This is a genomic window from Streptomyces sp. NPDC051976 (assembly GCF_040680795.1).
Taxonomy (GTDB): Bacteria; Actinomycetota; Actinomycetes; order Streptomycetales; family Streptomycetaceae; genus Actinacidiphila.
The window spans coordinates 51,415-74,280 of sequence record NZ_JBFAXL010000021.1; the positions used below are offsets into that span (position 1 = coordinate 51,415).

The window sequence follows — 22,866 nt, forward strand, 5'->3', positions numbered from 1 at the left end:
GCTTGGGCGTGTCCTACGCGGAGTCCGCCAGCAGCCGCGACAGGTGCTGCTGCGCCGGGCCCAGCAGCCCCGCGAGCTCCGGCGCCTCCGGATACCACCGCTTCTCGTACTCCCAGCACAGCCAGCCGTCCCAGTCGCCGCGGCTGAGTACCTCCACCGTCTCCGCCAGCGGCAGCACCCCCTTGCCCAGCGGCAGCGGCGCGGTGTCCTCGGCCGAGGCGATGTCCTTCACCTGGACGTAACCGAGATACGGCGCCAGGACCGGGTAGGTCGTGGACGGCTGCTCCCCGGCCAGCCAGGTGTGCATCACGTCCCAGATCGCCCCGGCACCGAGGTGCCCGACCCGGCCCAGCACCCGGGCGACATCGGCGCCGCCGCGATGCGAGTCATGGGTCTCCAGCAGCACCCGCACGCCGTGGTCCTCGGCGACCGGCGCCGCCGCCGCGAGCCGCCGGGTGGCGAGCGCGTCCGCCTCCTCGACCGCGATCCCGCCGCCGCCGGGGAAGACCCGCACATACGGGGCTCCCAGATCGGAGGCCAGCGTCACGGCAGCGGCGATCTCGTCCAGCACCGGCCCGTCCTCACCCGGCGCCGCCACCTTGGCGTAGGCCGCGACCGTGAGCACGCCGACCTCCGCCTGCGCGAACTGCTCGACGATCCGCGCCCGTTCCCCCGCCAGCAGGCCGGTGTGGACGGGTCCCTCCGGGCTGGCGCGAAGCTCGACGCCGTGGAAGCCGTGGTCGGACGCGAGCCGTACCACCTGCTCAATGGGCAGTGCGGGGACACCGAGAGTGGAGAAGGCGAGTTTCATTCGCCGGACACTAGGCACCGCTTCCCATGGGGTCAACCACGCTCATCCGCGGACGATGCCCTGAGCGCGGGCCGCCGCGAGCCACTCGGGGAACTCCGCCATGAGCCGGTCGTACAGCTCGGCGTCGGGTATCGCCCGGGGATCCTTGCCCGCCGAGAAGAACCCCGCGTTGTCCACCACCCGTTTGGCGGGCACGGGCAGTTCATCCAGTCGGCGCAGGAAGCGGAAGTCATCGTCGCCGAACCCGACGAACTGCCAGAACAGCGGCAGATGCGCGGCCCGGCACAGCACCTGCGTCGCCGCACCCTTGTTACTCGGCCCACCGTCGGTCTGGAAGACCACGAACGCGGGCGCGGTCGCCCCCGACTGCTGGTAGTGGTCGATGACCGCCTCCATGGCGGCCGCGTAGTTGGTCCTGCCCATATGGCCGTAGGCGTCGTTGAGCTTGTTGATCCGACCCTGGTAGTCGCTCAGCGACACCTCGGCCACCCCGTCGACCTCGGTGGAGAAGAAGACGACCGGGACGGTGCCGTCGTCGTCGAAGTGCGCGGCCAGGCCGAGGATCTGCTCGGCGAGGTACTGGACGGTCCCGTCGCGGTAGAACTCCCGCATGCTGCCCGACCGGTCGAGCACCAGGTAGACGGCGGCGCGCTCGCCCGACAGCCGGTGCTTGTCCAGGCTCACCGCGGCCTGCTTGTACAGGCTGACCAGACCGGGCGCGGTCCGCTCCACCTTCTCCATCGAGAGCGCCATGCGCTTCCCCCTCCATGTGCTCCGGCCGTCTGCCACGGCCCGGCTCTACAGCTTCAGACGCCAGTCCTGCCCGGTCAGTTCGTGGCCGAAGCTGCGGTGGGACCGCTCGGCGACGAGCTCGAATCCGGCGCGCTGATAGATCGCGCGGGCGTCGGCCAGGATGTCATTCGTCCACAGGACGAGTTCGGAGTAGCCGGCCGAGCGAGCGAACGCGATGCATTCGTCGACCAGCCGCCTGCCTATGCCGTGTCCCCGCGCGGCCGGATCGACGAGCAGCAGTCGCAGCCGGGCGGTGTCCGGCGCCTTGTCGCGCACACAGAAGACGCAGCCCGCCCGCTGACCGTCCAACTCGGCGATCCAGACGGCCTCGCGCTCCGGATCGCGGGTGGCGGCGAAGTCCGCGACGATCTGGGCGACCAGCGTCTCGTACTCCTCGTTCCAGCCGAACTCGGCCGCGTACACCGCCGCGTTCCGCTCGATGGTCCAGCCGAGGTCGCCGGGGCGCGGGCCACGCAGCACCACCCGGGGGGTGGGGACGGGATACACGCCGTGGCCGTCGCGCAGGATCTCCCGGACGGTCCGCATCGCCTCGGACAGCCGCGGCCGGTCCTGCGTCGGCACCTCGCCCAGCATCGAGCTGACCGCCTCCTGCGCCCGCTCCTCCAGCAGATCCGCCGCCTCCCGGCCCCGCGCGGTCAGCTCTATCCGCTGCCGCCTGGCGTCCTGCGCGGACGGGCCGCGGGTCACCAGTCCCTGTTCCTCGAACTTGGCGAGCATCCGGCTGAGGTGCCCGGCGTCCAGGGAGAGCTCCGCGCGCAGGTCCGCCGCGTCGACCTGCGGCGCGTGCGCGAGCTCGTACAGCACCCGCGCCTCGGTCAGGGTGTACGGGGTGTGCAGGTGGCGGCTGTAGTCGAGCGCGCCGATGAGGTTGGTGTAGAAGCGGTTGAACTCGCGGATCTCCCGGACGGCCATGATCTCTCTCCCCCATTCCTTTGCCTGAGTCAAAGGTAGGCCGACGGCACGGCTGGCGGAAGGGGGTTGTTCTCGCCTGTGGATAACTTCAGACGGCGCCCGGCCGTGGCGGCGCTGTGGAGCCGCGGACCATGAGTTCCGTGCCGACCGTGGCCACTCCGCCGGGCGGTGGGGACTGCCGTCCCATCACCAGCCGTCCGGCCCGCGCGCCCGCCTCCTGCAGCGGGATGCGGACGGTGGTCAGGGCCGGGGACGCGTCGACGCTGAACGGCAGATCGACGAACCCCGCCACCGACACGTCGCCGGGGATGCTCAGCCCTCGCTCGCGCAGCGCCGCGCAGACGCCGAGCGCGACCGTGTCGTTCGCGGCGACGACGGCGGTGAGGTCCGGCTCCCTGCGCAGCAGTTCCAGCGCGGCGTCGTAGCCGGAGGAGCGGTCGTAGTTGGCGTGCACGGTGAGCCGCTCCGCCTCCGCGTCCCCGCCGTCGGAGCCGCCCGACCCGCCCGTGGCGGCGCGGGCGGCGGCGAGCGCCGCGCGGTGGCCCTCCATCCGGTGCCGGGTGGTGCTGCGTTCGACGGGCCCCGCCACGTAGCCGATCCGCCGGTGGCCCAGCGACAGCAGGTACTCGGTGAGCCTGCGCGCGCCGCCCATGTTGTCGAAGGTCACGGCCATCGGGGCGGGTACGTCGCTCGACAGCACGACCGGGGGGCGGCCGCAGAGCACGATGCGGGTGCCGGACGCGGCGAGCCGGGACAGCCGCGCGGTGACCGCCTCGGCGTGCTCGGTGTTCTCCACCGAGCCACCGGTGAGCACCACGCCGGCCGCGCGCTGGCGTTCCAGCAGGGTGAGATAGGTCAGTTCGGCTTCGGGCGATCCACCGGTGTTGCAGACCACGGCGAGCTTTCCGCCGCCGGGCTCCCCGGCGCCGGCGGCGATCTCGGCCTGCACGGCGCTCGCGAGGATGCCGAAGAACGGGTCGGCCACGTCGTTGACGAGGACGCCGACGAGGTCCGAGGTGGCGGCGGCGAGCGCCCGCGCCTGGCCGTTGACGACGTAGTCCAGGTCGGCCACCGCCCGCTGCACGCGCTCGCGGGTACTCCCGGCCACCGGGTAGTTGCCGTTGAGGACACGGGAGACGGTCGCCGACGACACCCCGGCGCGTGCCGCGACGTCGGCCAGAGTCACTGCCATCTCGGTCCGGTCTCCTTGCGTCAGGTGGGAGTGCGAAACGCGCGTGCGGCGTACGGGTGACGCCGGAGTGTGCGATTCGTGCTCGACTGCGGCACATGCTCTCATCCCGTGCGGGCGAGGGGGAGCGCGGGACCTTGCCATCGACAGGGGTAAGCGCTTTCCCCTGCCACCTGGGTGCTCTTGCTCCATCCCTCCGCCCCACGCTAGCGTGTCGTGAGAGAAAGCGCTTGCTATCGCCGTCGGACCGAAGCGGAAGAGAAGAGGACCCACGTGACACGCAGGACAGTGCGGATCGCCATGAACGGCGTCACCGGGCGCATGGGGTACCGGCAGCACCTGGTCCGCTCGCTCATCGGCCTGCGCGAGCAGGGCGGCCTGGACCTCGGCGACGGCACCACGCTGTGGCCCGAGCCCGTCCTGGTGGGGCGGCGCGAGCACGCGCTGCGGGCCATGGCCGAGCGGCACGGCCTCGACCACTGGTCCACCGACCTCGACGCCGTCCTCGCCGACCCGTCCGTCGAGATCTACTTCGACGCCCAGGTGACGTCCGCCCGCGAGGAGTCGGTCAAGCGCGCCATCGCCGCGGGCAAGCACATCTACTGCGAGAAGCCGTCCGCCGGCTCGCTCGACGGCGCCCTGGAACTCGCCCGCCTGGCCTCCGCCGCGGGCGTCAAGCACGGCGTGGTGCAGGACAAGCTCTTCCTCCCCGGCCTGCTCAAGCTCAAGCGGCTCATCGACGGCGGGTTCTTCGGCCGGATCCTGTCCGTGCGGGGCGAGTTCGGCTACTGGGTCTTCGAGGGCGACTGGCAGGGCGCCCAGCGCCCGTCGTGGAACTACCGTGCCCAGGACGGCGGCGGCATCGTCGTCGACATGTTCCCGCACTGGGAGTACGTCCTGCACGAGCTCTTCGGCCGCGTCCGTACCGTGCAGGCGCTCACCGCCACCCATGTGCCGCAGCGCTGGGACGAGCAGGGCAAGCCGTACGACGCGACGGCCGACGACGCCGCGTACGGCATCTTCGAACTGGACGGCGGCGTGGTGGCGCAGATCAACTCCTCCTGGTCGGTCCGGGTCCACCGCGACGAACTGGTGGAGTTCCAGGTGGACGGCACCCACGGGTCCGCCGTCGCCGGGCTGCGCGACTGCCGCGTCCAGCACCGCTCCGCCACTCCCAAGCCGGTGTGGAACCCCGATCTGCCCGCGACCGAGCCGTTCCGCGACCAGTGGCAGCAGGTGCCGGACAACGCCGACTTCGACAACGGCTTCAAGGTGCAGTGGGAGCTGTTCCTGCGCCATGTGGTGCTCGACGAGCCGTGGCGCTGGGACCTGATGGCCGGTGCGCGGGGGGTGCAGCTCGCCGAACTGGGTCTGCGCTCCTCGGCGCAGGGCCGCCGGTTCGAGGTCCCGGAGCTGTCGCTGTGAGCATCCTGCTGCCCGACGCCACCGGCCGGACGCGCACCTATGTGCCGCGCACGGAACCCATCACCCTGGTGACGGATCTGCCGCTGCGCAGCCGTGTGGTGTTCTCCGCCGCCCATGTGGTGGCCGATCCGCTGCGCGCCGCGGCGGACGAGCCCGCCGCCGTCGACTGGGACGCCACGCTGGCCTTCCGCCGCCATCTGTGGGGCCACGGTCTGGGTGTGGCGGAGGCGATGGACACCGCCCAGCGCGGCATGGGCCTGGACTGGGCGGGCGCCGCGGAGCTGATCCGCCGGTCGTCCGCCGAGGCGCGGTCCGTCGGGGGGCGGATCGCGTGCGGCGTCGGCACCGACCAGCTCACCGGCCCCGCCGCCACCCTCGCCGAGGTCACCGCCGCGTACGAGGAACAGCTCGCGGTGGTCGAGGCGTCCGGCGCCCAGGCCGTCCTCATGGCGTCCCGCGCCCTGGCGGCGATCGCCAAGGGCCCCGAGGACTATCTGGAGGTGTACGGGCAACTGCTGCGGCAGTCCGCGGACCCGGTGATTCTGCACTGGCTCGGCCCGATGTTCGACCCGGCGCTGGCGGGCTACTGGGGCAGCGACGACCTGGACGCGGCCACCGGCACCTTCCTGGAGGTCGTCACCAGCCACCCGGACAAGGTCGACGGCGTCAAGATCTCGCTGCTCGACGCCCGGCGCGAGGTGGACCTGCGCCGCAGGCTCCCGCAGGCGGTGCGCTGCTACACCGGCGACGACTTCCACTACCCCGAGCTGATCGAAGGCGACGAACAGGGCTTCAGCCACGCGCTGCTGGGCATCTTCGACCCGCTGGCGCCGCTGGCCGCCGCCGCGGTCAGCGCCCTGGACACCGGTGACGCGGCGGGCTTCCGGCGCCGGCTGGACCCGACGGTGGAGCTCTCCCGGCACCTCTTCGGGGCGCCGACCCGCTACTACAAGACCGGCGTCGTGCTGCTGGCCTGGCTGGCCGGGCACCAGACGCACTTCACCATGGTCGGCGGTCTGCAGTCGGCCCGCTCCCTACCGCACCTGGCGCGGGCGTACGAACTCGCCGACCGTATCGGCCTCTTCCCGGACCCCGCACTCGCCGAGGCCCGGATGCGCGGCCTCCTCGCCGTACACGGAGTGGACGCATGACACCGGAACCGGCCGACGGCCTCGCGGGCCTGAGCATCAACCAGGAGACCGTCAAGCAGTGGTCGCTGCCCGAGCTCGCCGAGGGCTGCCGCGCGGCCGGGATCGGCTCCGTGGGGCTGTGGCGGGCACCGGTTCAGGAGTACGGCGTCGAGCGCGCCGCACGGCTGATGCGCGACAGCGGGCTCACCGTGACGTCCCTGTGCCGCGGCGGCTTCTTCACCGCCTCCGACCCGGACGAGCGGGCGGCGGCGCTGAAGGACAACCGCGCGGCGATCGACGAGGCCGCCGCACTGGAAACTGGCACCCTGGTGCTGGTTTCCGGCGGCCTGCCCCCGGGGGACCGGGACATCGCCGCGGCCCGGGAGCGGGTCGCCGACGCGGTCGGGGACCTCGCGCCGTACGCGGCGGCGCGCGGGGTGCGGCTGGCGATCGAGCCGCTGCACCCGATGTACGCCTCGGACCGCTGCGTGGTCTCCACGCTCGGCCAGGCGCTGGACATCGCCGAGCGCTTCCCGGCCGGGCAGGTCGGCGTCGTGGTGGACACCTATCACCTGTGGTGGGACGACCGGGTGCCGGCGCAGATCGGGCGGGCGGGTGCGGGCGGCAGGATCGCCTGCTTCCAGGTCGCCGACTGGGTCACGCCGCTGCCGGAGGGCGTGCTGCTCGGCCGCGGCCAGCTCGGGGACGGCTGCGTCGACCTGCGCGGACTTCGCCGGCAGGTGGACGCGGCAGGCTACGAGGGCGTCACCGAGGTGGAGATCTTCAGCCCCGCGCTGTGGGCCAGGGACGGCGCCGAGGTGCTCGCGGAGGTGGCCGAACGCTACCGGCGGCACGTGCTCTGAAAAGATCTTGAGAAATTCGGCATCCGTAGTACAACCCTTCCGCGGGGTCGCGGGTCGTACATGGCATCACGGCTCCTGGGAGGGGTTCGAGGAGCCAAGAGGGAAATACACCCGAGGGGGGCTTCGGGGGTAGTGGGGGGAACACGAAAGGGGTCCGGCCTGAGGCCGGACCCCTTTCGTTGCGCCCGCTCACCGGGCGGGGAACGGCGGTTGTCCACAGGCACGGAACGGACTGTCCGTGCCGGCCGGTACCTTCGGACCAGATCGCCGCTGGAGGGAGGGTCGGCATGGGGGACGCGGGACTTGCCGTGCTGGAAGGCGTCCTGGAGCGGATCACCTACGCCAACGAGGACAACGGGTACACGGTCGCTCGGGTGGACACCGGCCGCGGCTCGGGAGACCTGCTGACGGTGGTCGGCGCGCTCCTCGGGGCGCAGCCCGGCGAGTCGCTGCGGATGCACGGGCGGTGGGGCTCGCATCCGCAGTACGGCAAGCAGTTCACCGTCGAGAACTACACGACGGTCCTCCCGGCCACGATCCAGGGAATCCGGCGCTATCTGGGATCGGGGCTGATCAAGGGCATCGGGCCGCGGATCGCCGAGCGGATCGTCGACCACTTCGGCACCGGCACCCTGGAGATCATCGAGGGTGAGCCCAAGCGGCTCATCGAGGTGCCCGGGCTCGGACCCAAGCGCACCAAACTGATCGCCGCCGCCTGGGAGGAGCAGAAGGCGATCAAGGAGGTGATGGTCTTCCTGCAGGGCGTGGGCGTGTCGACCTCCATCGCGGTGCGGATCTACAAGGGGTACGGGGACGCCTCCATCTCCGTGGTGAAGAACCAGCCGTACCGGCTGGCCGCCGAGGTCTGGGGCATCGGTTTCCTCACCGCGGACCGGATCGCCCAGGCGGTCGGCATACCGCACGACAGCCCGGAGCGGGTCAAGGCCGGGCTGCAGTACGCCCTGTCGCAGGCCACCGACAGCGGCAACTGCTTCCTGCCGCAGGAGCAGCTCATCGCGGACTCGGTGAAGCTGCTCCAGGTGGACGCCGGGCTGGTGATCGACTGCCTGGGCGAGCTGGCGGCCGAGGAGGGCGTGGTCCGGGAGAGCGTCCCGGCGCCCGACGGCAGCGGCGAACCGGTCAAGGCCGTCTACCTGGTGCCGTTCCACCGCGCCGAGATCTCGCTGGCGGGCCAGCTCCGGCGGCTGCTGCGCGGCCCGGAGGACCGGCTGCCGGCCTTCCACGACGTGCAGTGGGACAAGGCGCTGGCCTGGCTCGCGGAGCGCACCGGCGCCGATCTGGCGCCCGAGCAGCAGGAGGCGGTCCGGCTCGCCCTGACGTCCAAGGTCGCGGTGCTCACCGGCGGGCCGGGCTGCGGCAAGTCCTTCACCGTGCGTTCCGTGGTGACGCTGGCTCAGGCGAAGAAGGCCAAGGTGGTGTTGGCCGCCCCGACCGGCCGGGCCGCCAAGCGGCTGGCGGAGCTGACCGGCGCCGAGGCGTCGACCGTGCACCGGCTGCTGGAGCTCAAGCCGGGCGGTGACGCGGCGTACGACAAGGACCGGCCGCTCGACGCCGACCTGGTCGTAGTCGACGAGGCCTCGATGCTGGACCTGCTGCTGGCGAACAAGCTGGTGAAGGCCGTGCCGCCAGGAGCGCACCTGCTGTTCGTCGGGGACGTCGACCAGCTGCCGAGCGTCGGCGCCGGTGAGGTTTTGCGCGACCTCCTGGCGCCGGACAGCCCGGTGCCCGCCGTACGCCTCACCCGGATCTTCCGGCAGGCGCAGCAGTCCGGCGTGGTGACCAACGCCCACCGCATCAACTCCGGGCAGCCGCCCGTCACCCAGGGCCTGCCGGACTTCTTCCTCTTCGCCGAGGAGGACGCCGAGGAGGCGGCGCGCCTCACGGTGGACGTGGTGGCCCGCCGGATCCCTGCCAGGTTCGGCCTCGACCCGCGGCGCGACGTCCAGGTGCTCGCCCCGATGCACCGCGGCCCCGCCGGCGCCGGAGTGCTGAACGGGCTGCTCCAGCAGGCCGTCACCCCTGCCCGGCCCGACCTGCCCGAGCGCCGTTTCGGCGGCCGTACGTTCCGGGTGGGCGACAAGGTGACGCAGATCAGGAACAACTACGAAAAAGGCGCCAATGGCGTCTTCAACGGCACCGTGGGCGTCGTCACCGCCCTCGACCCCGTCGAGCAGCGGCTGACCGTCCGCACCGACGAGGACGAGGAGATCGGCTACGACTTCGACGAACTGGACGAGCTGGCCCACGCCTACGCGGTGACCATCCACCGCTCCCAGGGGAGCGAGTATCCGGCGGTAGTGATCCCCGTCACCACCAGTGCGTGGATGATGCTGCAGCGCAATCTGCTCTACACGGCTGTCACACGGGCGAAACGCCTGGTCGTACTGGTCGGCTCACGTAGGGCGCTCGGTCAGGCGGTGCGCACCGTGTCGGCGGGAAAGCGCTTCACCGCCCTCGACCACCGCCTCTCCCAAGGCGCAGAATAGGCACTCCGTGCCACTTTTCGGCCCGATGGCCGACCCCGAGTGCACGCGCCAGTGCCAAATGGGGGACAGTGGACCTAGTCAGGGCACCTCGAAGAAGAGGCAACACCGTCGGTGAGGGAATGACGTGAGCGACAACTCTGTAGTACTGCGGTACGGAGACAGCGAGCACAGCTATCCGGTGGTTGACAGCACCGTCGGTGACAAGGGCTTCGACATCGGCAAGCTGCGCGCCGATACCGGCCTCGTCACTCTGGACAGCGGTTACGGCAATACCGCGGCCTACAAGTCCGCGATCACTTTCCTCGACGGCGAGCAGGGCATCCTGCGCTACCGCGGCTACCCGATCGAGCAGCTCGCCGAGCGTGGCACCTTCCTGGAGACCGCCTACCTGCTGATCAACGGCGAACTGCCGACGGTCGACGAGCTGGCGCAGTTCAAGGGCGAGATCACCCAGCACACGCTCCTGCACGAGGACGTCAAACGGTTCTACGACGGCTTCCCGCGCGACGCCCACCCGATGGCGATGCTGTCGTCCGTGGTCAGCGCGCTGTCGACGTTCTACCAGGACAGCCACAACCCGTTCGACCCCGAGCAGCGCCACCTGTCGACGATCCGGCTGCTCGCCAAGCTGCCGACGATCGCGGCGTACGCGTACAAGAAGTCCGTCGGCCAGCCGGTGGTCTACCCGCGCAACGACCTCGGCTACGTCGAGAACTTCCTGCGCATGACCTTCTCCGTGCCGGCCGAGGAGTACGAGCTCGACCCGGTCGTGGTGGGCGCGCTGGACAAGCTGTTCATCCTGCACGCGGACCACGAGCAGAACTGCTCGACCTCGACGGTCCGCCTGGTCGGCTCCTCGCAGGCGAACCAGTTCGCCTCGATCTCGGCCGGTATCAGCGCCCTGTGGGGCCCGCTGCACGGCGGCGCCAACCAGTCGGTGCTGGAGATGCTCGAGGGCATCAAGGCGGACGGCGGCGACGTGGACGCCTTCATCCGCAAGGTGAAGAACAAGGAAGACGGCGTGAAGCTCATGGGCTTCGGGCACCGCGTCTACAAGAACTTCGACCCCCGGGCGAAGATCATCAAGTCGGCGGCGCACGACGTCCTGTCCGCGCTGGGCAAGTCGGACGAGCTGCTCGACATCGCGCTCAAGCTCGAAGAGCACGCGCTCAGCGACGACTACTTCGTCTCCCGCAAGCTCTACCCGAACGTGGACTTCTACACCGGTCTGATCTACCGCGCCATGGGCTTCCCGACCAGCATGTTCACCGTGCTGTTCGCCATCGGGCGGCTGCCCGGCTGGATCGCCCAGTGGCACGAGATGATCAAGGAGCCCGGCTCCCGTATCGGCCGCCCGCGGCAGATCTACACGGGCGTCGAGACCCGCGACTACGTCTCGGTCGAGGCTCGCTGAACCGCAGGCCAGGGCCGGTAGGCGCGCCAGGAGCGCCTCCGGCCACGGATATGTAGAAGCGCCCCGCGCTGGATCCCCCCACGGGTCCGGCACGGGGCGCTCCCGTCTCCCGGCGCGGATCCCCCCACGGGTCCGTACCGGGCGCTTTCGGCGGCTGCGCCGTTGCCGGGACGTGCGGCCCAGGGGGGCCGCTCAAGCTCCCCAGGTGTCGCCCCGGCGACGCAAACCGGACCGTCCCCCAAGACAGTCCGTTCCGCAGCCCACACCGACTCCGCCGGGAGTGCGGTGTTCAAGACGTAAGACCCACGAACCACCGAAATGGTTACGTTCCAAGCTATGTGATCTACGTCTCTTCAATACGGGCGTTTTCGCAGGCTACCCCGCTCGTGGCCGGTTCGGGAGCATCCCGTAGCGTGCTGTCTCCTCATGAGGGGCGGATCACATGGCACAGAACGGGACAGCGGGCCGCAACATCGTCGTGACCGGTGGCGGTACGGGCATCGGACGAGCGGTCTCGATCCGCTTCGCCGAGGACGGCCACCACGTCACGATCGTCGGCCGCCGCCGTGAGGTGCTGCACGCCACCGCCGAGGAACTGCGCACCGAACGCGGCCTCGACGTCACCCCCGTGGTCTGCGATCTGGCCGACCCCGACGACGTGGAGGCGGTGCTGCCGCAGCTCCCCGAACGGGTGGACGTCCTGGTCAACAACGCGGGCAGCCGCGAGCTGGCGGTCGGCGCGGGTCCGCACGGGGTGCTGGCCCGCTGGCGCGGTGATTTCGAGCGCAATGTGCTGACGGCGGTCCTGCTGACGGAGTCGCTGCGGGACCGGTTCACCACCGACAGCGGCCGGGTCGTGACGGTCACCTCGGTGGCCGCGCTGCGCGGCGGCGGTTCCTACGGCGCCTCCAAGGCGGCGCTGCACGCCTGGAACCACTCGCTGGCAGCGCAGCTCGGACCGCAGGGCGTCACCTGCAACATCGTGGCGCCGGGCACCGTGGCGGGCACGGAGTTCTTCGGCTCCCGGCTCAATGACGCCGAGCTGACCCGGCGCGCCGGGCGCACCCTGGTGGGCCGGGTCGGACGTCCCGCCGACGTGGCCGCCGCCGTGCTCTTCCTGGCCTCGCCCGAGGCGGGCTTCATCACCGGAGAGATCCTCCAGTGCAACGGCGGCGAACTGCTCGGCAGGTAGCCCGCGCGCCCCGCCGCTGACCGCGGCCGCCGCTTTCCGACGCGGCCGGTACTCCTGCGGGAGTAGCCCCACTGGACCCTCAGGATGACTTCTCCGGAGAGTTCCCTGGGAATCCCCCGATCCCGGCGAAACTCGCTTGCCGGGCCTCGCGCGCCACTGTCAGCGTGGTGGTCCGGACGGGGGAGAGGACCGGGCGGCGGACCGGGAAGACGGGCGGTGGGATGGACGTTGCACTGAGCGTGTCGTCACTGGACTTCACCTCGGGGCTCGCTGAGCACCTGCGGGGTGGACATGTCGTCTGGGCGTACGCGCTGCTGGCCGCCACGACGGCGCCGCCGCTCGTACCGAACGCGGTGCTGCTCGTCACCGGTGGGGTGATGGCGGCCGAGGGCCGGCTGGACCTGGCCCTGGTGCTGCTCGTGGTCGCGGGCAGCGCGGTCCTGGGCGACCTGCTGATCCACCGCACCGGCAGGGCGGTGAGCGGTCGCGTGCTGGCCCGCATCGAGCGCCGTCCGCGCCGGGTCGCCCTGCTGAACTGGGCGGCACTGCGGATACAGCGACACGGTGTGCCGTTCGTGGTCGCCGTCCGCTTCCTGCCCAGCGGCCGGTTGATCGGCGGCCTCGCGGCAGGCGTCGTGCGCTACCCTGTCCGCCGCTACGCGATCGGCGCGGGCGTGGCCGAGGGGGTCTGGGCCAGCTACTCGGTGGGCGCCGGGTACCTGAGCGGCCGGGCCGCCTCGAACTCCTTCTACGCGCTCTCCCTGGGCCTGGGCATATCCCTGCTCGTCGCCGGGATCGGCACTCTCGCGCAGTGGGTCTCCAGATCCCGCGAAGGCGGCCGCGCCCTCGCCGCAGGTGAGAGCCCCTCCGCCTCCCTCGTGGTGCGCCAGTCCCTCGCGAGCGCCGGGCCAGCAGGGCGCGGCGGCGCGTCCTCCGCGGGGAAGTACGGCCCGGCCTCCGACGCCGGCGCGGACACGGGTGGTGGCGAGCCGAGCGCGGGTACGGGCTCGGTTCCGCGCGGTCGTTCGGGTGCGCGGGCGCACCCGGGTCCGCGGCACGGCAGAGGTATCTACCGGCTGCCGTGCTTTTCCGCTGAGCGGGACGACTAGCCGCGGCCCGGCGCGGCCGGCGGCACGCCGTCATGGGCATCAGCCCGTGGCGGCGACTTTCACGTCCGGGTCCGGCGCCCGGTCGGGGGTGACCGCCTCGGTGCCCAGGTACGGCGCGAGATACCGGTAGAGCGCCGCCTTCAACTCCGCGGTGTAGGCGTCGCGTTCCTCGGGACCGTGCTGGACGACGAGGTCGAGTCCGGCCTTGAACACGGTGAAGGACATCTCTGTCACGAGGGCCAGCTCGACGGCGGTCATCGACGGCGCGCGGGCCGACATCAGGGCGTTGAGCCGGGTGATCAGCGACGCGTGGAGCACGTCGTGGCCCTCGGTGACCTTGCCGGGCGCGTCCGGGCCCTTGATCAGGGCGAGGAACGCCGGGTTGGCGCAGTTGAACTCGATGAAGGGGTCGGCCACGGCGTCGATCAGCTCGTCCAGCGGGAGCATCGCGACCTCCGGGGTGAAGACCACGCCGTAGGTCTCCTCCATCTCGACGATCAGCTTGCCGCTCAGCTCGACGGCGATGGCCTCCTTGTTCGGGAAGAACTGGTAGAGCGTGCCGGGGGACACGCCTGCCTCGCGCGCGATCGCGTTCGTGCTCGACGCCGTGTAGCCCAGCGTGCAGAACACGCTGGCGGCGGCCTGCAGGAGCTGGGTGATGCGCCGCTCGCCGCGGGCCTGCCGACGGCGTGGCCGCTCGTCCGCCTCGGACACGTTGACTCCCAGGGAGGATTGACAAACGCGAGAGGTCGCTCGCATTCTTGTAAATGTGAGCGGCAGCTCGTGTTTTCGATTGTATGCCGTTCTTCCATGTCGTTCTACGGGGAGAGGACACCTCTGTCATGGCCGATGTCAAGCGTGCCGGGCCGGTGGGAGGCTGGACGCGGGTGGTGACAGCCAGACCGCGGCTGACCCTGCTGCTCGCCCTGCTCTTCACGGCCCTCGCGGTGGTCGCGGGCAGCGGGGTGGGCGGACGGCTCGCCAGCGGCGGGTGGGAGGCGCCTGACTCCCAGTCCTCCTACGCGACTTCGGCCCTGGCCCAGAAGTTCCCCGCCTCGCAGCCCAATCTGGTGCTGCTCGTCGACAGCCGCGGCGCGGACGTGGACAGCGCCGCGGTGGCGGCGCAGGGCGAGGACCTGGCCCGCAGACTCGCCGCCGACCCCGCGGTGAGCGGAGTCACCTCCTACTGGACGACGCACGCCCCGGTGCTGCGCGCCAAGGACGGCGGCTCGGCGATGATCACCGCCCGGCTGCGGGGCGACGACGACGCCGTGGCCACCGCCGTGAAGCGGATAGCGCCGGTCTACCGCGGGAAGCACGGACCGGTGGAGGTCTCGATCGGCGGCACCGCGGCGGTGCGGCACGAGCTGCAGACCACCATCCAGGAAGACCTGGTGCGGGCCGAGATGATCGCCCTGCCGGTCACCCTGCTGCTCCTCGTCATGGTCTTCGGCAGCGCCATCGCCGCACTGCTGCCACTCGGCGTGGGCATCGTGGCGATCCTGGGCACCAACGCCGTGCTGCGCGGCATCACGGAGTTCACCGATGTGTCCGTCTTCGCGCAGAATCTGACCACCGCGCTCGGCCTGGGCCTGGCCATCGACTACGCGCTGTTCATCGTGCGCAGGTTCCGCGAGGAGCTGGGGGCGGGGACCACCCCGCGGGCGGCGGTGGCGGTGACACTGCGCACCGCCGGGCGGACCGTGCTGTTCTCCGCGCTGACGGTCGCCGCCTCGCTCGCCGCGATGCTGGTCTTCCCGCAGTACTTCCTGCGCTCCTTCGCCTACGCCGGGATCGCCGTGGTGCTGCTGGCGGCGGGCGCAGCCCTGGTGGTGCTGCCCGCCTGCCTGGTGCTGCTCGGCGACCGGGTCAACGCGCTGGATCTGCGGAAGCTGCTGCGCAGGCGCGGGGCCGCGGGGGAGCCCGGCGCGGGGTACGCCCGGTTCGCGCGGCTGGTGATGCGGCGGGCACCGCTGTTCGCCATCGGGGCCGTCGCCGGACTGCTGCTGCTCGGACTGCCCTTCCTCCAGGTGCGCTTCGGCACGGCGGACGACCGCCAGCTGCCGTCGGCGGCCGAGTCCCATGTGGTGCAGCAGCACATCCGCGAGGAGTTCCCCGGCAGTCCGGACGGCGCGCTCACCGTGCTGACCGAAGGCGCGGGCCCGGCCCAGCTGGCCGGATACCAGCAGAAGGTGGCGGCGATCCCCGGAGTGGTGCGCATCGTGGGCCCGGTCGTGGCGCCGCACTCCCAGGACGCCTATCTGACGGTGCTGCCGAAGGGCGAGGCGGTGGACGGCTCCACCCAGCAGCTCGTCGGCCGGATCCGCGCGGTGCCGACGGACTTCCGCGCCTCGGTGACCGGGCAGGCAGCCGTCTTGGTGGACTCCAAGCACGCGATAGGGGACCGGCTGCCATGGGCGGCCGGGATCATCGCCCTGGTGACCCTGCTGCTGATCTTCCTGCTCACCGGCAGTGTGGTCATCCCCGTCCAGGCGGTGCTGCTCAACGCGCTCAGCCTGACGGCGATGTTCGGCTCGGTGGTCTGGGTCTTCCAGGACGGGCATCTGTCGGGGCTGCTGGGCTTCACGGCGACGGGCAGTATCGAGACCACGCTGCCGGTGCTGATGTTCTGTGTGGCGTTCGGGCTCTCCATGGACTACGGCGTGTTCCTGCTGTCGCGGATCAAGGAGGAGTACGACCGCAGCGGCGACCACCGGTCGTCGATCGTCTTCGGGCTCCAGCGCACCGGCGGACTGATCACGGCGGCGGCGGTCATCCTGGCGGTGGTCATGGTGGCCATCGGCACCTCGCGGGTGGCCAACACCAAGATGCTCGGGCTGGGGATCGCGCTGGCGGTGCTGATGGACGCCATGGTGGTCCGCACCCTGCTGGTGCCCGCCGTGATGCGGCTGACCGGGCGGGCGAGCTGGTGGGCGCCGCCGGTGCTGCGCAGGTTCCATGACAGGTTCGGCATATCCGAGGGCGGCGGCGCGGCAGTGCCGGACGGCGCCGGGGCCCCGCACTCCGAGGAGCGGCGGGACCCCGAACCGGCCACCACGGGCTGAGGCTCAGTCAGGATCCCGGCGGCCGCGGTTTCCCGGCCGCCGGGCACTCCATGTCCGTACGGTGTCCGCGTACCAGAACGGCTTGCCGCCCTCGACGGCATCGGGCGGCGGCAGGTGTCCGTGCTTCCGGTACGAGCGGACGGTGTCGACCTGCACGCGGATGTGTGCGGCGATCTCGGCGTACGACCACAGGGTCCGGTCGGTCATCTCGCGCATCTCCCTACGGTGATTGCTGTTGATCAGCACCCTCACCCGGCCAACGACGCAACAGCGGCCCCCGCATGGCTTGTTGATCTTTCGTGACACGGAACCCGCGTAACGGTGACAAACGTGGCGAACGGGTTACGGCGGATCAGGGAGAGGCGGCGCTCGACCGGTCGGCGTGCCCCTCCTGCGCCAGACTGGTACCAGGGGCTGAGGCCGCCGCGTCCGGAGCGCGGCAGCGGAAAACGCGCCCACGGCCAATCCGCCCGCGCCGCGGCTACGAATACCTGGCGGAGACCCGCAGGGGCGGGTCCGGACGGGATGGAAGCAGATGAGGGAAGCCGTGAGGTCGGCGGACGACGCCGGAGCCGGACCGGACCTCCAGGAACTGCTGGTCGCGGTGGCCCGGGGTGACGAGGAGGCGTTCGGCGCCGTGTACGACGCGGTGGCCGGACCGGTGCTCGGCCTGGTCCGGTCGGTGCTGCGCGACCCCGCCCAGTCGGAGGAGGTCGCGCAGGAGGTGCTGGTCGAGGTCTGGCAGACCGCGAGCCGCTTCCAGCCGTCCCGGGGCAGCGTCATGACCTGGGTGATGACCATGGCCCACCGCCGCGCCGTCGACCGGGTGCGCTCCGCGCAGGCGTCCACCGGCCGCGAGCACCGGGCGGCGCTGCTGGAGCACACCCCGGCCTTCGACGAGGTGACCGAGCAGGTGGAGGCGCGGCTGGAGCGCCAGCAGGTGCGGCGGTGCATGCGCACACTGACCGAGCTGCAGCGGCAGGCGGTGACCCTCGCGTACTACCAGGGCCTCACCTACCGGGAGGTCGCCGAGCTGCTCGCGGCGCCGCTGGGCACCGTCAAGACCCGGCTGCGGGACGGGCTGATCCGCCTGCGCGACTGCTTGGGAGTGACCGCATGAGCGCCGAGCTGCACACTCTGACCGGGGCGTACGCCGTGCACGCGCTGCCCGACCGGGAGCGCGAGGAGTTCGAACGGCATCTCGCGGACTGTCCGGCCTGCGCGCAGGAGGTACGCGAGCTGAGCGCGACCGCGGGCAGGCTGGGCCTGGCCGCCGGGGCGGCGCCGCCGCCGCAGATGCGCGAGCAGGTGCTGCGGCGGATCGCGACGGTACGGCAGGAGCCGCCGGTGGTGCCCCACCACGGACGGCGTGGGCTGACGGCCCGGGTGCCGGGGGTGCGGCGGGTGTCGCGGTACGCACTGGCTGCGTGCCTGGCCGGGGCCGTCGCCCTGGGCGGCGTCGCGGTCTGGCAGCACCAGAGCGCCGACGACGCGCGGCAGCGCGCCGACCGGGTCGAGCAGCAGGCCGCCGCGCTCTCCCAGGTGCTGGCGGCGCCCGACGCGACCTCGTCGACGCACCGGCTGGGCGGCGGCACGACCGCCACGGTGGTCGTCTCGCACAGCCTGGGGAAGGCCGCCTTCCTGGCCAGCGGGATGCCGACGCTGGCGGACGGCAGGACGTACGAGCTGTGGTTCAACGACGCGGGGACCATGCGTCCGGCGGGGCTGATGGATCCGACGGTCACCCACCACGCGCTGGTGCTCGACGGGCGGATCGACGGCGCCTCCGGCATGGGCGTGACCGTGGAGCCGGCGGGTGGGTCCGCGCACCCCACCACAGCCCCGGTGGCGCTGCTGCCCTTCCCCGCGGCGCCCGCCTGACAAGGGCTCGCGTCACCCGATCGGGTGATCGACCAAGCCGTGGACCACGCGGCGACGAATGGGGGGTGTGAGCGAAGAGCAGCGCGACAACTCCGGTGACAGGGCAGCGATCCAGCGGTCGCCGGGTCCGGACGTCGGTCCTGACGGTCTGGGCCGCCGCGCGCGATGGCTGCGGGTCGGGCTCGGCGCGGTCAGCGGGCTGCTGGCGGCGGCGGTCTCCCTCGGTGTCGCCGAGTTGGCCGCCGCGGCCGCCCGGCCGGAGGCGAGCCCCGTACTGGCGGTCGGCGGCGCGGCCATCGACCGGACGCCGGTCTCCCTCAAGGATTACGCAGTACGGCACTTCGGCACCAACGACAAGCTGGTGCTGCAACTCGGGATCGTCGCCACGCTGGCACTCCTCGCCCTCGCGGTCGGGGTCCTCTCGCTCCGCTTCCGGCGCACCGGATGTGTGGGCGTCCTGGCGTTCGGCGTGCTCGGCGCCCTCGCCGCGCACAGCCGCCCCGACAACCACCCCCTGGACCCGTTCCCCTCCCTGCTCGGCGCCGTGGCGGGCGCGGCCACCTTATGGCTGCTGACGGCCCGTCTCGTCCCGCGGCCCCGGACGGCAGGCCAGGAGCCTGCTGAAGAGGAGACCGCGCCGGAAGCCACGAGCACGCCAGCCGGGGCGGTGTTCGACCGGCGCGGGTTCGTCCTGGCGGCGGCCGCCGCGGCGGTGGCGTCGGCGGGGGCCGGGGCGGTGGGCCGGGCGCTCAACGACCGTAAGGGGGCGGCGGCCAGCGCCTCACGGGACGCGGTGGTGCTGCCGGTGCCCGCGTCACGGGCGGCCGCCGTGCCGCGCGGGGCCGATCTGGGGATCGCCGGGGTGAGCCCGTTCGTCACGCCCAGCGCGTCCTTCTACCGGGTCGACACCGCCCTGGTGGTGCCGAAGGTGGACGCCACCAGCTGGCGGCTGCGGCTCCACGGGACGGGCGTGGCACGGGAGATGACCTACTCGTACCAGGACCTGCTGCGCCGGGAGCTGATCGAGCGGGACATCACGCTGACCTGCGTGTCGAACGAGGTGGGTGGGCCGTATGTCGGCAACGCCCGCTGGATCGGGGTGCGGTTGGCCGATCTGCTGCGGGAGGCCGGGGTGCGGGCGCCGTCGCGTGGCGGCCGGGCCGACCAGCTCGTGGCCCGCTCGGTCGACGGCATGACCATCGGCTCACCGGTGGAGACGGTCCTCGACGGACGGGACGCGATGCTCGCGGTGGGCATGAACGGTCAGCCGCTGCCCTTCGCCCACGGCTTCCCCGTCCGGGTGGTGATCCCCGGGCTCTACGGCTACGTCTCGGCCTGCAAGTGGCTGAGTGAGCTGGAGCTGACGACCTTCGACGCGTACGACGCCTACTGGGTGCGGCGCAGCTGGTCCGCGCAGGCGCCGATCAAGACCGAGTCGCGGATCGACACCCCGAAGCCCTTCGCCAGCCCGAAAGCGGGCCGGGTGCCGGTGGCCGGGGTGGCCTGGGCACAGCACCGCGGCATCGACCGGGTCGAGGTACGGGTCGACGGCGGCCCGTGGCACACCGCCCGGCTCGCGGCCGAGGACTCCCTCGACACCTGGCGGCAGTGGATGTGGGAGTGGGACGCCACCCCCGGCAGCCACACGCTCGAAGTCCGCGCGACCGACCGCGAGGGCGCCACACAGACCGATCACCGGGTGGGGACCGTCCCCAACGGTGCGACCGGCTGGCACTCGGTGGTGGTCAGCGTGGACTGAGCCGCGACCCGGAATCCGTAGCGCCGATGCGTACCGCCCATCCGTACAGCCCCTTCGTACCCCACTCCTCAGGAGACGTCATGAACGCCCCGCGTACCCGCAAGCTCGCCCTGGCCGTCGCGGCCGCCGCCGTACTGCCGCTCGCGCTCAGCGCGTGTTCCAGCGACAGCAAGGACTCGTCGTCCGCCGACTCCAGCGCCCCCAGCAGCGCGGCGGCGGCGCCCGCGACCACCGACGCGCCGGCCACGGCCGCCGCGATGAACGCGCCCTTCGGGCCGGGCTGCGCCTCGGTGCCCAAGGACGGCGCGGGCAGCTTCGACGGGATGGCCAAGGACCCGGTGGCGACCGCCGCCTCGCACAACCCGGCGCTGTCCACCCTGGTGGCGGCGGTGAAGAAGGCGGGCCTGGTCGACACCCTCAACAACGCCCAGAACATCACGGTGTTCGCGCCGACCAACGCCGCCTTCGCCAAGATCCCGAAGGCCGACCTGGACAAGGTGCTCGCCGACAAGGCGACGCTCACCAAGATCCTGACCTACCACGTGGTCGGGCAGCCGGTGAAGGCTCCCGACGGCCTGGCGAAGGGCACGTACACCACGCTGGAGAAGGGCACCCTGATGACCTCGGGATCGGGTGAGGCGTACAAGGTCAACGGCACGGCGAACGTGGTCTGCGGCAACGTCAGCACTTCCAACGCCACCGTGCAGATCATCGACACCGTGCTGATGCCGCCGAAGTAGCCGGCCCGAGGGTTCAGCCGCCCGCGACGACGCGCAGCAGGTGCTCCGCGGTGGCGGCCATCGCGTCGCGGGCAGGACGCAGGTAGCGGCGGGGGTCGACGGTGTCGGGGTGCGCGGCGAGGTGGTCGCGGACCCCGGCGGTGAAGGCGATGTTCAGCGCGGTGCCGATGTTGATCTTCACCATGCCCGCGGCCACCGCCTGCCGCAGCTCCTCGTCGGACACCCCGGACGAGCCGTGCAGCACCAGCGGTACGGAGACGGCCGTGCGCAGACGGGCGATCAGGGTGTGGTCGAGGCGGGCGGTGCGCTCGGTCATCGCGTGCGAGCTGCCGACCGCGACGGCCAGCGCGTCCACCCCGGTGGCGGCGGCGAACTCCGCGGCCTCGGCGGGGTCGGTGCGCACGCCGGGCGCGTGAGCGCCGTCCTTGCCGCCCACCTCGCCGAGTTCGGCCTCGACCCAGACGCCGCGGGCGTGCGCCCACTCCACATTGCGGGCGGTGGCCCGGACGTTCTCCGCGTACTCCAGCTTCGACGCGTCGAACATCACCGAGGAGACCCCGGCCGCCACGCCCGCGCGCAGCAGCTCCTCGCTCTCGACGTGGTCCATGTGCAGGGCGACCGGCACCGTCGCGCCGGCCGCGATCGCCGCGGTCCCCGCGAGCAGCGGCTCGGGCCGTCCGCCGTGGAACTTCACGGCGTTCTCGCTGACCTGGAGGATCACCGGCAGACCCGCGGCCTCGGCGGCCGCCGTGATCGCCTCGGCGTGTTCCAGGGTGATGACGTTGAACGCGGCGACGCCCTGACCCTTGGCGCGGGCGGCGGTGACGAGATCAGCGGTGTCGACAGCAGGCATGGGGTCCCTCGGGTGCGGCGTGCGGGTGGGAGCGGGAGCAGGAGCGGTGCGGTGCTGTGCGGTGCGGTGCGCGTCCTGACGGGACGCCGCTGCCCGGCGGGCCGCCGTCACACGACGACCGCCAGGACGCGACATCCGTCAGGACGCGACATCCCTCAGGACGGTGCGCACCTCGGGCCCGAGGCAGCTCGGGCCCGTACGAACATCAGGACAGGACGAACCTCAGGACAGGACGACCGAGCGGGTCAGGTTGCGCGGGCGGTCGGGGTCGTAGCCCTTGCTCTCGGCGATGGCCACCGCGAGCCGCTGGGCCCGGATCAGGTCGGCCAGCGGGTCGAGGGCGCCCGGTTCGGTGGTGGAACCCGCCACCAGGCGGCCGCCGACCGAGGCGACGTCGTCGGCCAGCCCGTCGGGGAGCGCGCCGAAGACCCACACCACGCGGCCGGGGCCGGTGATGCTGATCGGGCCGTGCCGGTACTCCATCGCCGGGTAGCTCTCGGTCCAGGCGCCCGCGGCCTCGCGCATCTTGAGGGCGGCCTCCTGCGCCAGACCGTAGGTCCAGCCGGTGCCGAGGAAGGTGAACTGGTCCGCGGTCAGCACGCCCTCGGGCAGCTCCGCGGTGACGGCCCGGCCCGCGTCGGCGGCCGGGGCGTCGAGGTCGTCGCCGAGGTGCGCCCGCAGCAGGGCCAGCGCGGTGGTGGCGAACCGGGTCTGCACCACCGAGCCCTCGTCGGCGAAGTCCAGCACGACGACATCGTCGGCGGCCGTCATGACCGGGGTCTTCGGGTCGGCGGTGATCGCGGTGACGGGCACGACGCCGCTCAGGCGCTCGCACGCGCGCAGCACCTCGGTGGTGGTGCCCGAGCGGGTGATCGCCAGCACGCGGTCGTAGCCGCGGCCGAAGGGGAACTCCGAGGCGGCGAAGGCGTCGGTCTCGCCGTGTCCGCCCTGCTCGCGCAGCGCGGCGTAGGACTGCGCCATGAACCATGAGGTGCCGCAGCCGATCACCGCGATCCGCTCGCCGTCCTTGGGCAGCTTCGCCGCCTCGGCGGCGGCGAGAGGGGCGGCCCGCTGCCAGCACTCGGGCTGCGTCGCGATCTCGGTGGTGGTGAGGGACGGGGTGGACGGCATCGGGGCTCCTCGGTGCGGGCGGCGTGCGGTAGTGCGAGCTACTCGGCCAGTGTAGATGAGTGTTTCTGCTCG

General features: G+C 72.0%; 20 protein-coding genes. 12 read left to right on the forward strand and 8 right to left on the reverse strand.

Going from position 1 to position 22,866, the window contains the following annotated elements:
- Positions 1–13: 13 nt before the first annotated feature.
- From AB0M29_RS21430 to AB0M29_RS21445, 4 genes are all read right to left on the reverse strand, one after another.
- Complete coding sequence (locus tag AB0M29_RS21430) at positions 14–811, reverse strand: sugar phosphate isomerase/epimerase family protein (RefSeq protein WP_365384739.1); 798 nt, start codon at positions 809–811, stop codon at positions 14–16.
- Between the two features lie 42 nt (positions 812–853).
- Positions 854–1,564 carry a VWA domain-containing protein gene (locus AB0M29_RS21435; RefSeq protein ID WP_365384741.1) on the reverse strand — a complete coding sequence of 237 codons (711 nt, stop codon included), beginning with the start codon at positions 1,562–1,564 and terminating at the stop codon, positions 854–856.
- Positions 1,565–1,609: 45 nt separating this feature from the next.
- Positions 1,610–2,536 carry a bifunctional helix-turn-helix transcriptional regulator/GNAT family N-acetyltransferase gene (locus AB0M29_RS21440; RefSeq protein ID WP_365384742.1) on the reverse strand — a complete coding sequence of 309 codons (927 nt, stop codon included), beginning with the start codon at positions 2,534–2,536 and terminating at the stop codon, positions 1,610–1,612.
- A gap of 88 nt (positions 2,537–2,624) precedes the next feature.
- On the reverse strand, positions 2,625–3,728 hold the full coding sequence (locus AB0M29_RS21445; RefSeq protein ID WP_365384744.1) for a LacI family DNA-binding transcriptional regulator: 1,104 nt from the start codon (positions 3,726–3,728) through the stop codon (positions 2,625–2,627).
- Positions 3,729–3,998: 270 nt separating this feature from the next.
- On the opposite strand from AB0M29_RS21445, the gene AB0M29_RS21450 reads away from it, so the two are divergent.
- The 7 genes from AB0M29_RS21450 to AB0M29_RS21480 all read left to right on the forward strand — a co-directional run bounded on the left by AB0M29_RS21450 (position 3,999) and on the right by AB0M29_RS21480 (position 13,365).
- On the forward strand, positions 3,999–5,150 hold the full coding sequence (locus AB0M29_RS21450) for a Gfo/Idh/MocA family oxidoreductase (protein WP_365384746.1): 1,152 nt from the start codon (positions 3,999–4,001) through the stop codon (positions 5,148–5,150).
- Positions 5,147–6,301 carry a dihydrodipicolinate synthase family protein gene (locus tag AB0M29_RS21455; protein WP_365384748.1) on the forward strand — a complete coding sequence of 385 codons (1,155 nt, stop codon included), beginning with the start codon at positions 5,147–5,149 and terminating at the stop codon, positions 6,299–6,301. The genes AB0M29_RS21450 and AB0M29_RS21455 overlap by 4 nt, the downstream gene beginning before the upstream one ends.
- A complete protein-coding gene (locus tag AB0M29_RS21460) occupies positions 6,298–7,143 on the forward strand; it encodes a sugar phosphate isomerase/epimerase family protein (protein WP_365384750.1) in 846 nt (281 codons plus the stop codon). The genes AB0M29_RS21455 and AB0M29_RS21460 overlap by 4 nt, the downstream gene beginning before the upstream one ends.
- 287 nt (positions 7,144–7,430) lie before the next feature.
- The gene (locus AB0M29_RS21465; protein WP_365384752.1) at positions 7,431–9,650 is read left to right on the forward strand and encodes an ATP-dependent RecD-like DNA helicase; all 2,220 of its coding nucleotides are present in this window, start codon (positions 7,431–7,433) and stop codon (positions 9,648–9,650) included.
- A 124-nt stretch (positions 9,651–9,774) separates the two neighbouring features.
- Positions 9,775–11,064 (forward strand): citrate synthase, encoded by a 1,290-nt coding sequence (locus AB0M29_RS21470; RefSeq protein WP_365384754.1) that lies wholly within the window; start codon positions 9,775–9,777, stop codon positions 11,062–11,064.
- Positions 11,065–11,506: 442 nt separating this feature from the next.
- Positions 11,507–12,256, forward strand: coding sequence for an SDR family oxidoreductase (locus AB0M29_RS21475; protein WP_365384756.1), 750 nt, complete (start codon positions 11,507–11,509; stop codon positions 12,254–12,256).
- A 221-nt stretch (positions 12,257–12,477) separates the two neighbouring features.
- Positions 12,478–13,365, forward strand: coding sequence for a VTT domain-containing protein (locus AB0M29_RS21480; RefSeq protein WP_365384758.1), 888 nt, complete (start codon positions 12,478–12,480; stop codon positions 13,363–13,365).
- A gap of 39 nt (positions 13,366–13,404) precedes the next feature.
- Here the strand turns inward: AB0M29_RS21480 and AB0M29_RS21485 are convergent, their stop codons facing one another.
- Positions 13,405–14,079 carry a TetR/AcrR family transcriptional regulator gene (locus AB0M29_RS21485; RefSeq protein ID WP_365384760.1) on the reverse strand — a complete coding sequence of 225 codons (675 nt, stop codon included), beginning with the start codon at positions 14,077–14,079 and terminating at the stop codon, positions 13,405–13,407.
- A 128-nt stretch (positions 14,080–14,207) separates the two neighbouring features.
- On the opposite strand from AB0M29_RS21485, the gene AB0M29_RS21490 reads away from it, so the two are divergent.
- Entirely contained in the window at positions 14,208–16,430 is a 2,223-nt protein-coding gene (locus AB0M29_RS21490) for an MMPL family transporter (RefSeq protein WP_365384762.1), read from the forward strand.
- Between the two features lie 3 nt (positions 16,431–16,433).
- Here AB0M29_RS21490 and AB0M29_RS21495 read toward each other — a convergent pair whose 3' ends face one another.
- Complete coding sequence (locus AB0M29_RS21495) at positions 16,434–16,637, reverse strand: MarR family transcriptional regulator (protein ID WP_365384763.1); 204 nt, start codon at positions 16,635–16,637, stop codon at positions 16,434–16,436.
- A 328-nt stretch (positions 16,638–16,965) separates the two neighbouring features.
- Between AB0M29_RS21495 and AB0M29_RS21500 the strand changes: the two genes are divergently transcribed.
- The 4 genes from AB0M29_RS21500 (at position 16,966) to AB0M29_RS21515 (ending at position 20,810) form a co-directional block, all read left to right on the forward strand.
- Positions 16,966–17,550, forward strand: coding sequence for a sigma-70 family RNA polymerase sigma factor (locus AB0M29_RS21500; protein WP_365384765.1), 585 nt, complete (start codon positions 16,966–16,968; stop codon positions 17,548–17,550).
- Complete coding sequence (locus tag AB0M29_RS21505) at positions 17,547–18,311, forward strand: anti-sigma factor (RefSeq protein ID WP_365384767.1); 765 nt, start codon at positions 17,547–17,549, stop codon at positions 18,309–18,311. The genes AB0M29_RS21500 and AB0M29_RS21505 overlap by 4 nt, the downstream gene beginning before the upstream one ends.
- 148 nt (positions 18,312–18,459) lie before the next feature.
- Positions 18,460–20,070, forward strand: coding sequence for a molybdopterin-dependent oxidoreductase (locus tag AB0M29_RS21510; RefSeq protein ID WP_365384878.1), 1,611 nt, complete (start codon positions 18,460–18,462; stop codon positions 20,068–20,070).
- Positions 20,071–20,150: 80 nt separating this feature from the next.
- The gene (locus AB0M29_RS21515) at positions 20,151–20,810 is read left to right on the forward strand and encodes a fasciclin domain-containing protein (RefSeq protein WP_365384768.1); all 660 of its coding nucleotides are present in this window, start codon (positions 20,151–20,153) and stop codon (positions 20,808–20,810) included.
- Positions 20,811–20,823: 13 nt separating this feature from the next.
- On the opposite strand, the gene AB0M29_RS21520 is transcribed toward AB0M29_RS21515, so the two are convergent.
- Complete coding sequence (locus tag AB0M29_RS21520) at positions 20,824–21,663, reverse strand: class II fructose-bisphosphate aldolase (RefSeq protein ID WP_365384769.1); 840 nt, start codon at positions 21,661–21,663, stop codon at positions 20,824–20,826.
- 222 nt (positions 21,664–21,885) lie between these two features.
- Positions 21,886–22,794, reverse strand: coding sequence for a sugar isomerase (locus tag AB0M29_RS21525; RefSeq protein ID WP_365384771.1), 909 nt, complete (start codon positions 22,792–22,794; stop codon positions 21,886–21,888).
- Positions 22,795–22,866: the final 72 nt, after the last annotated feature.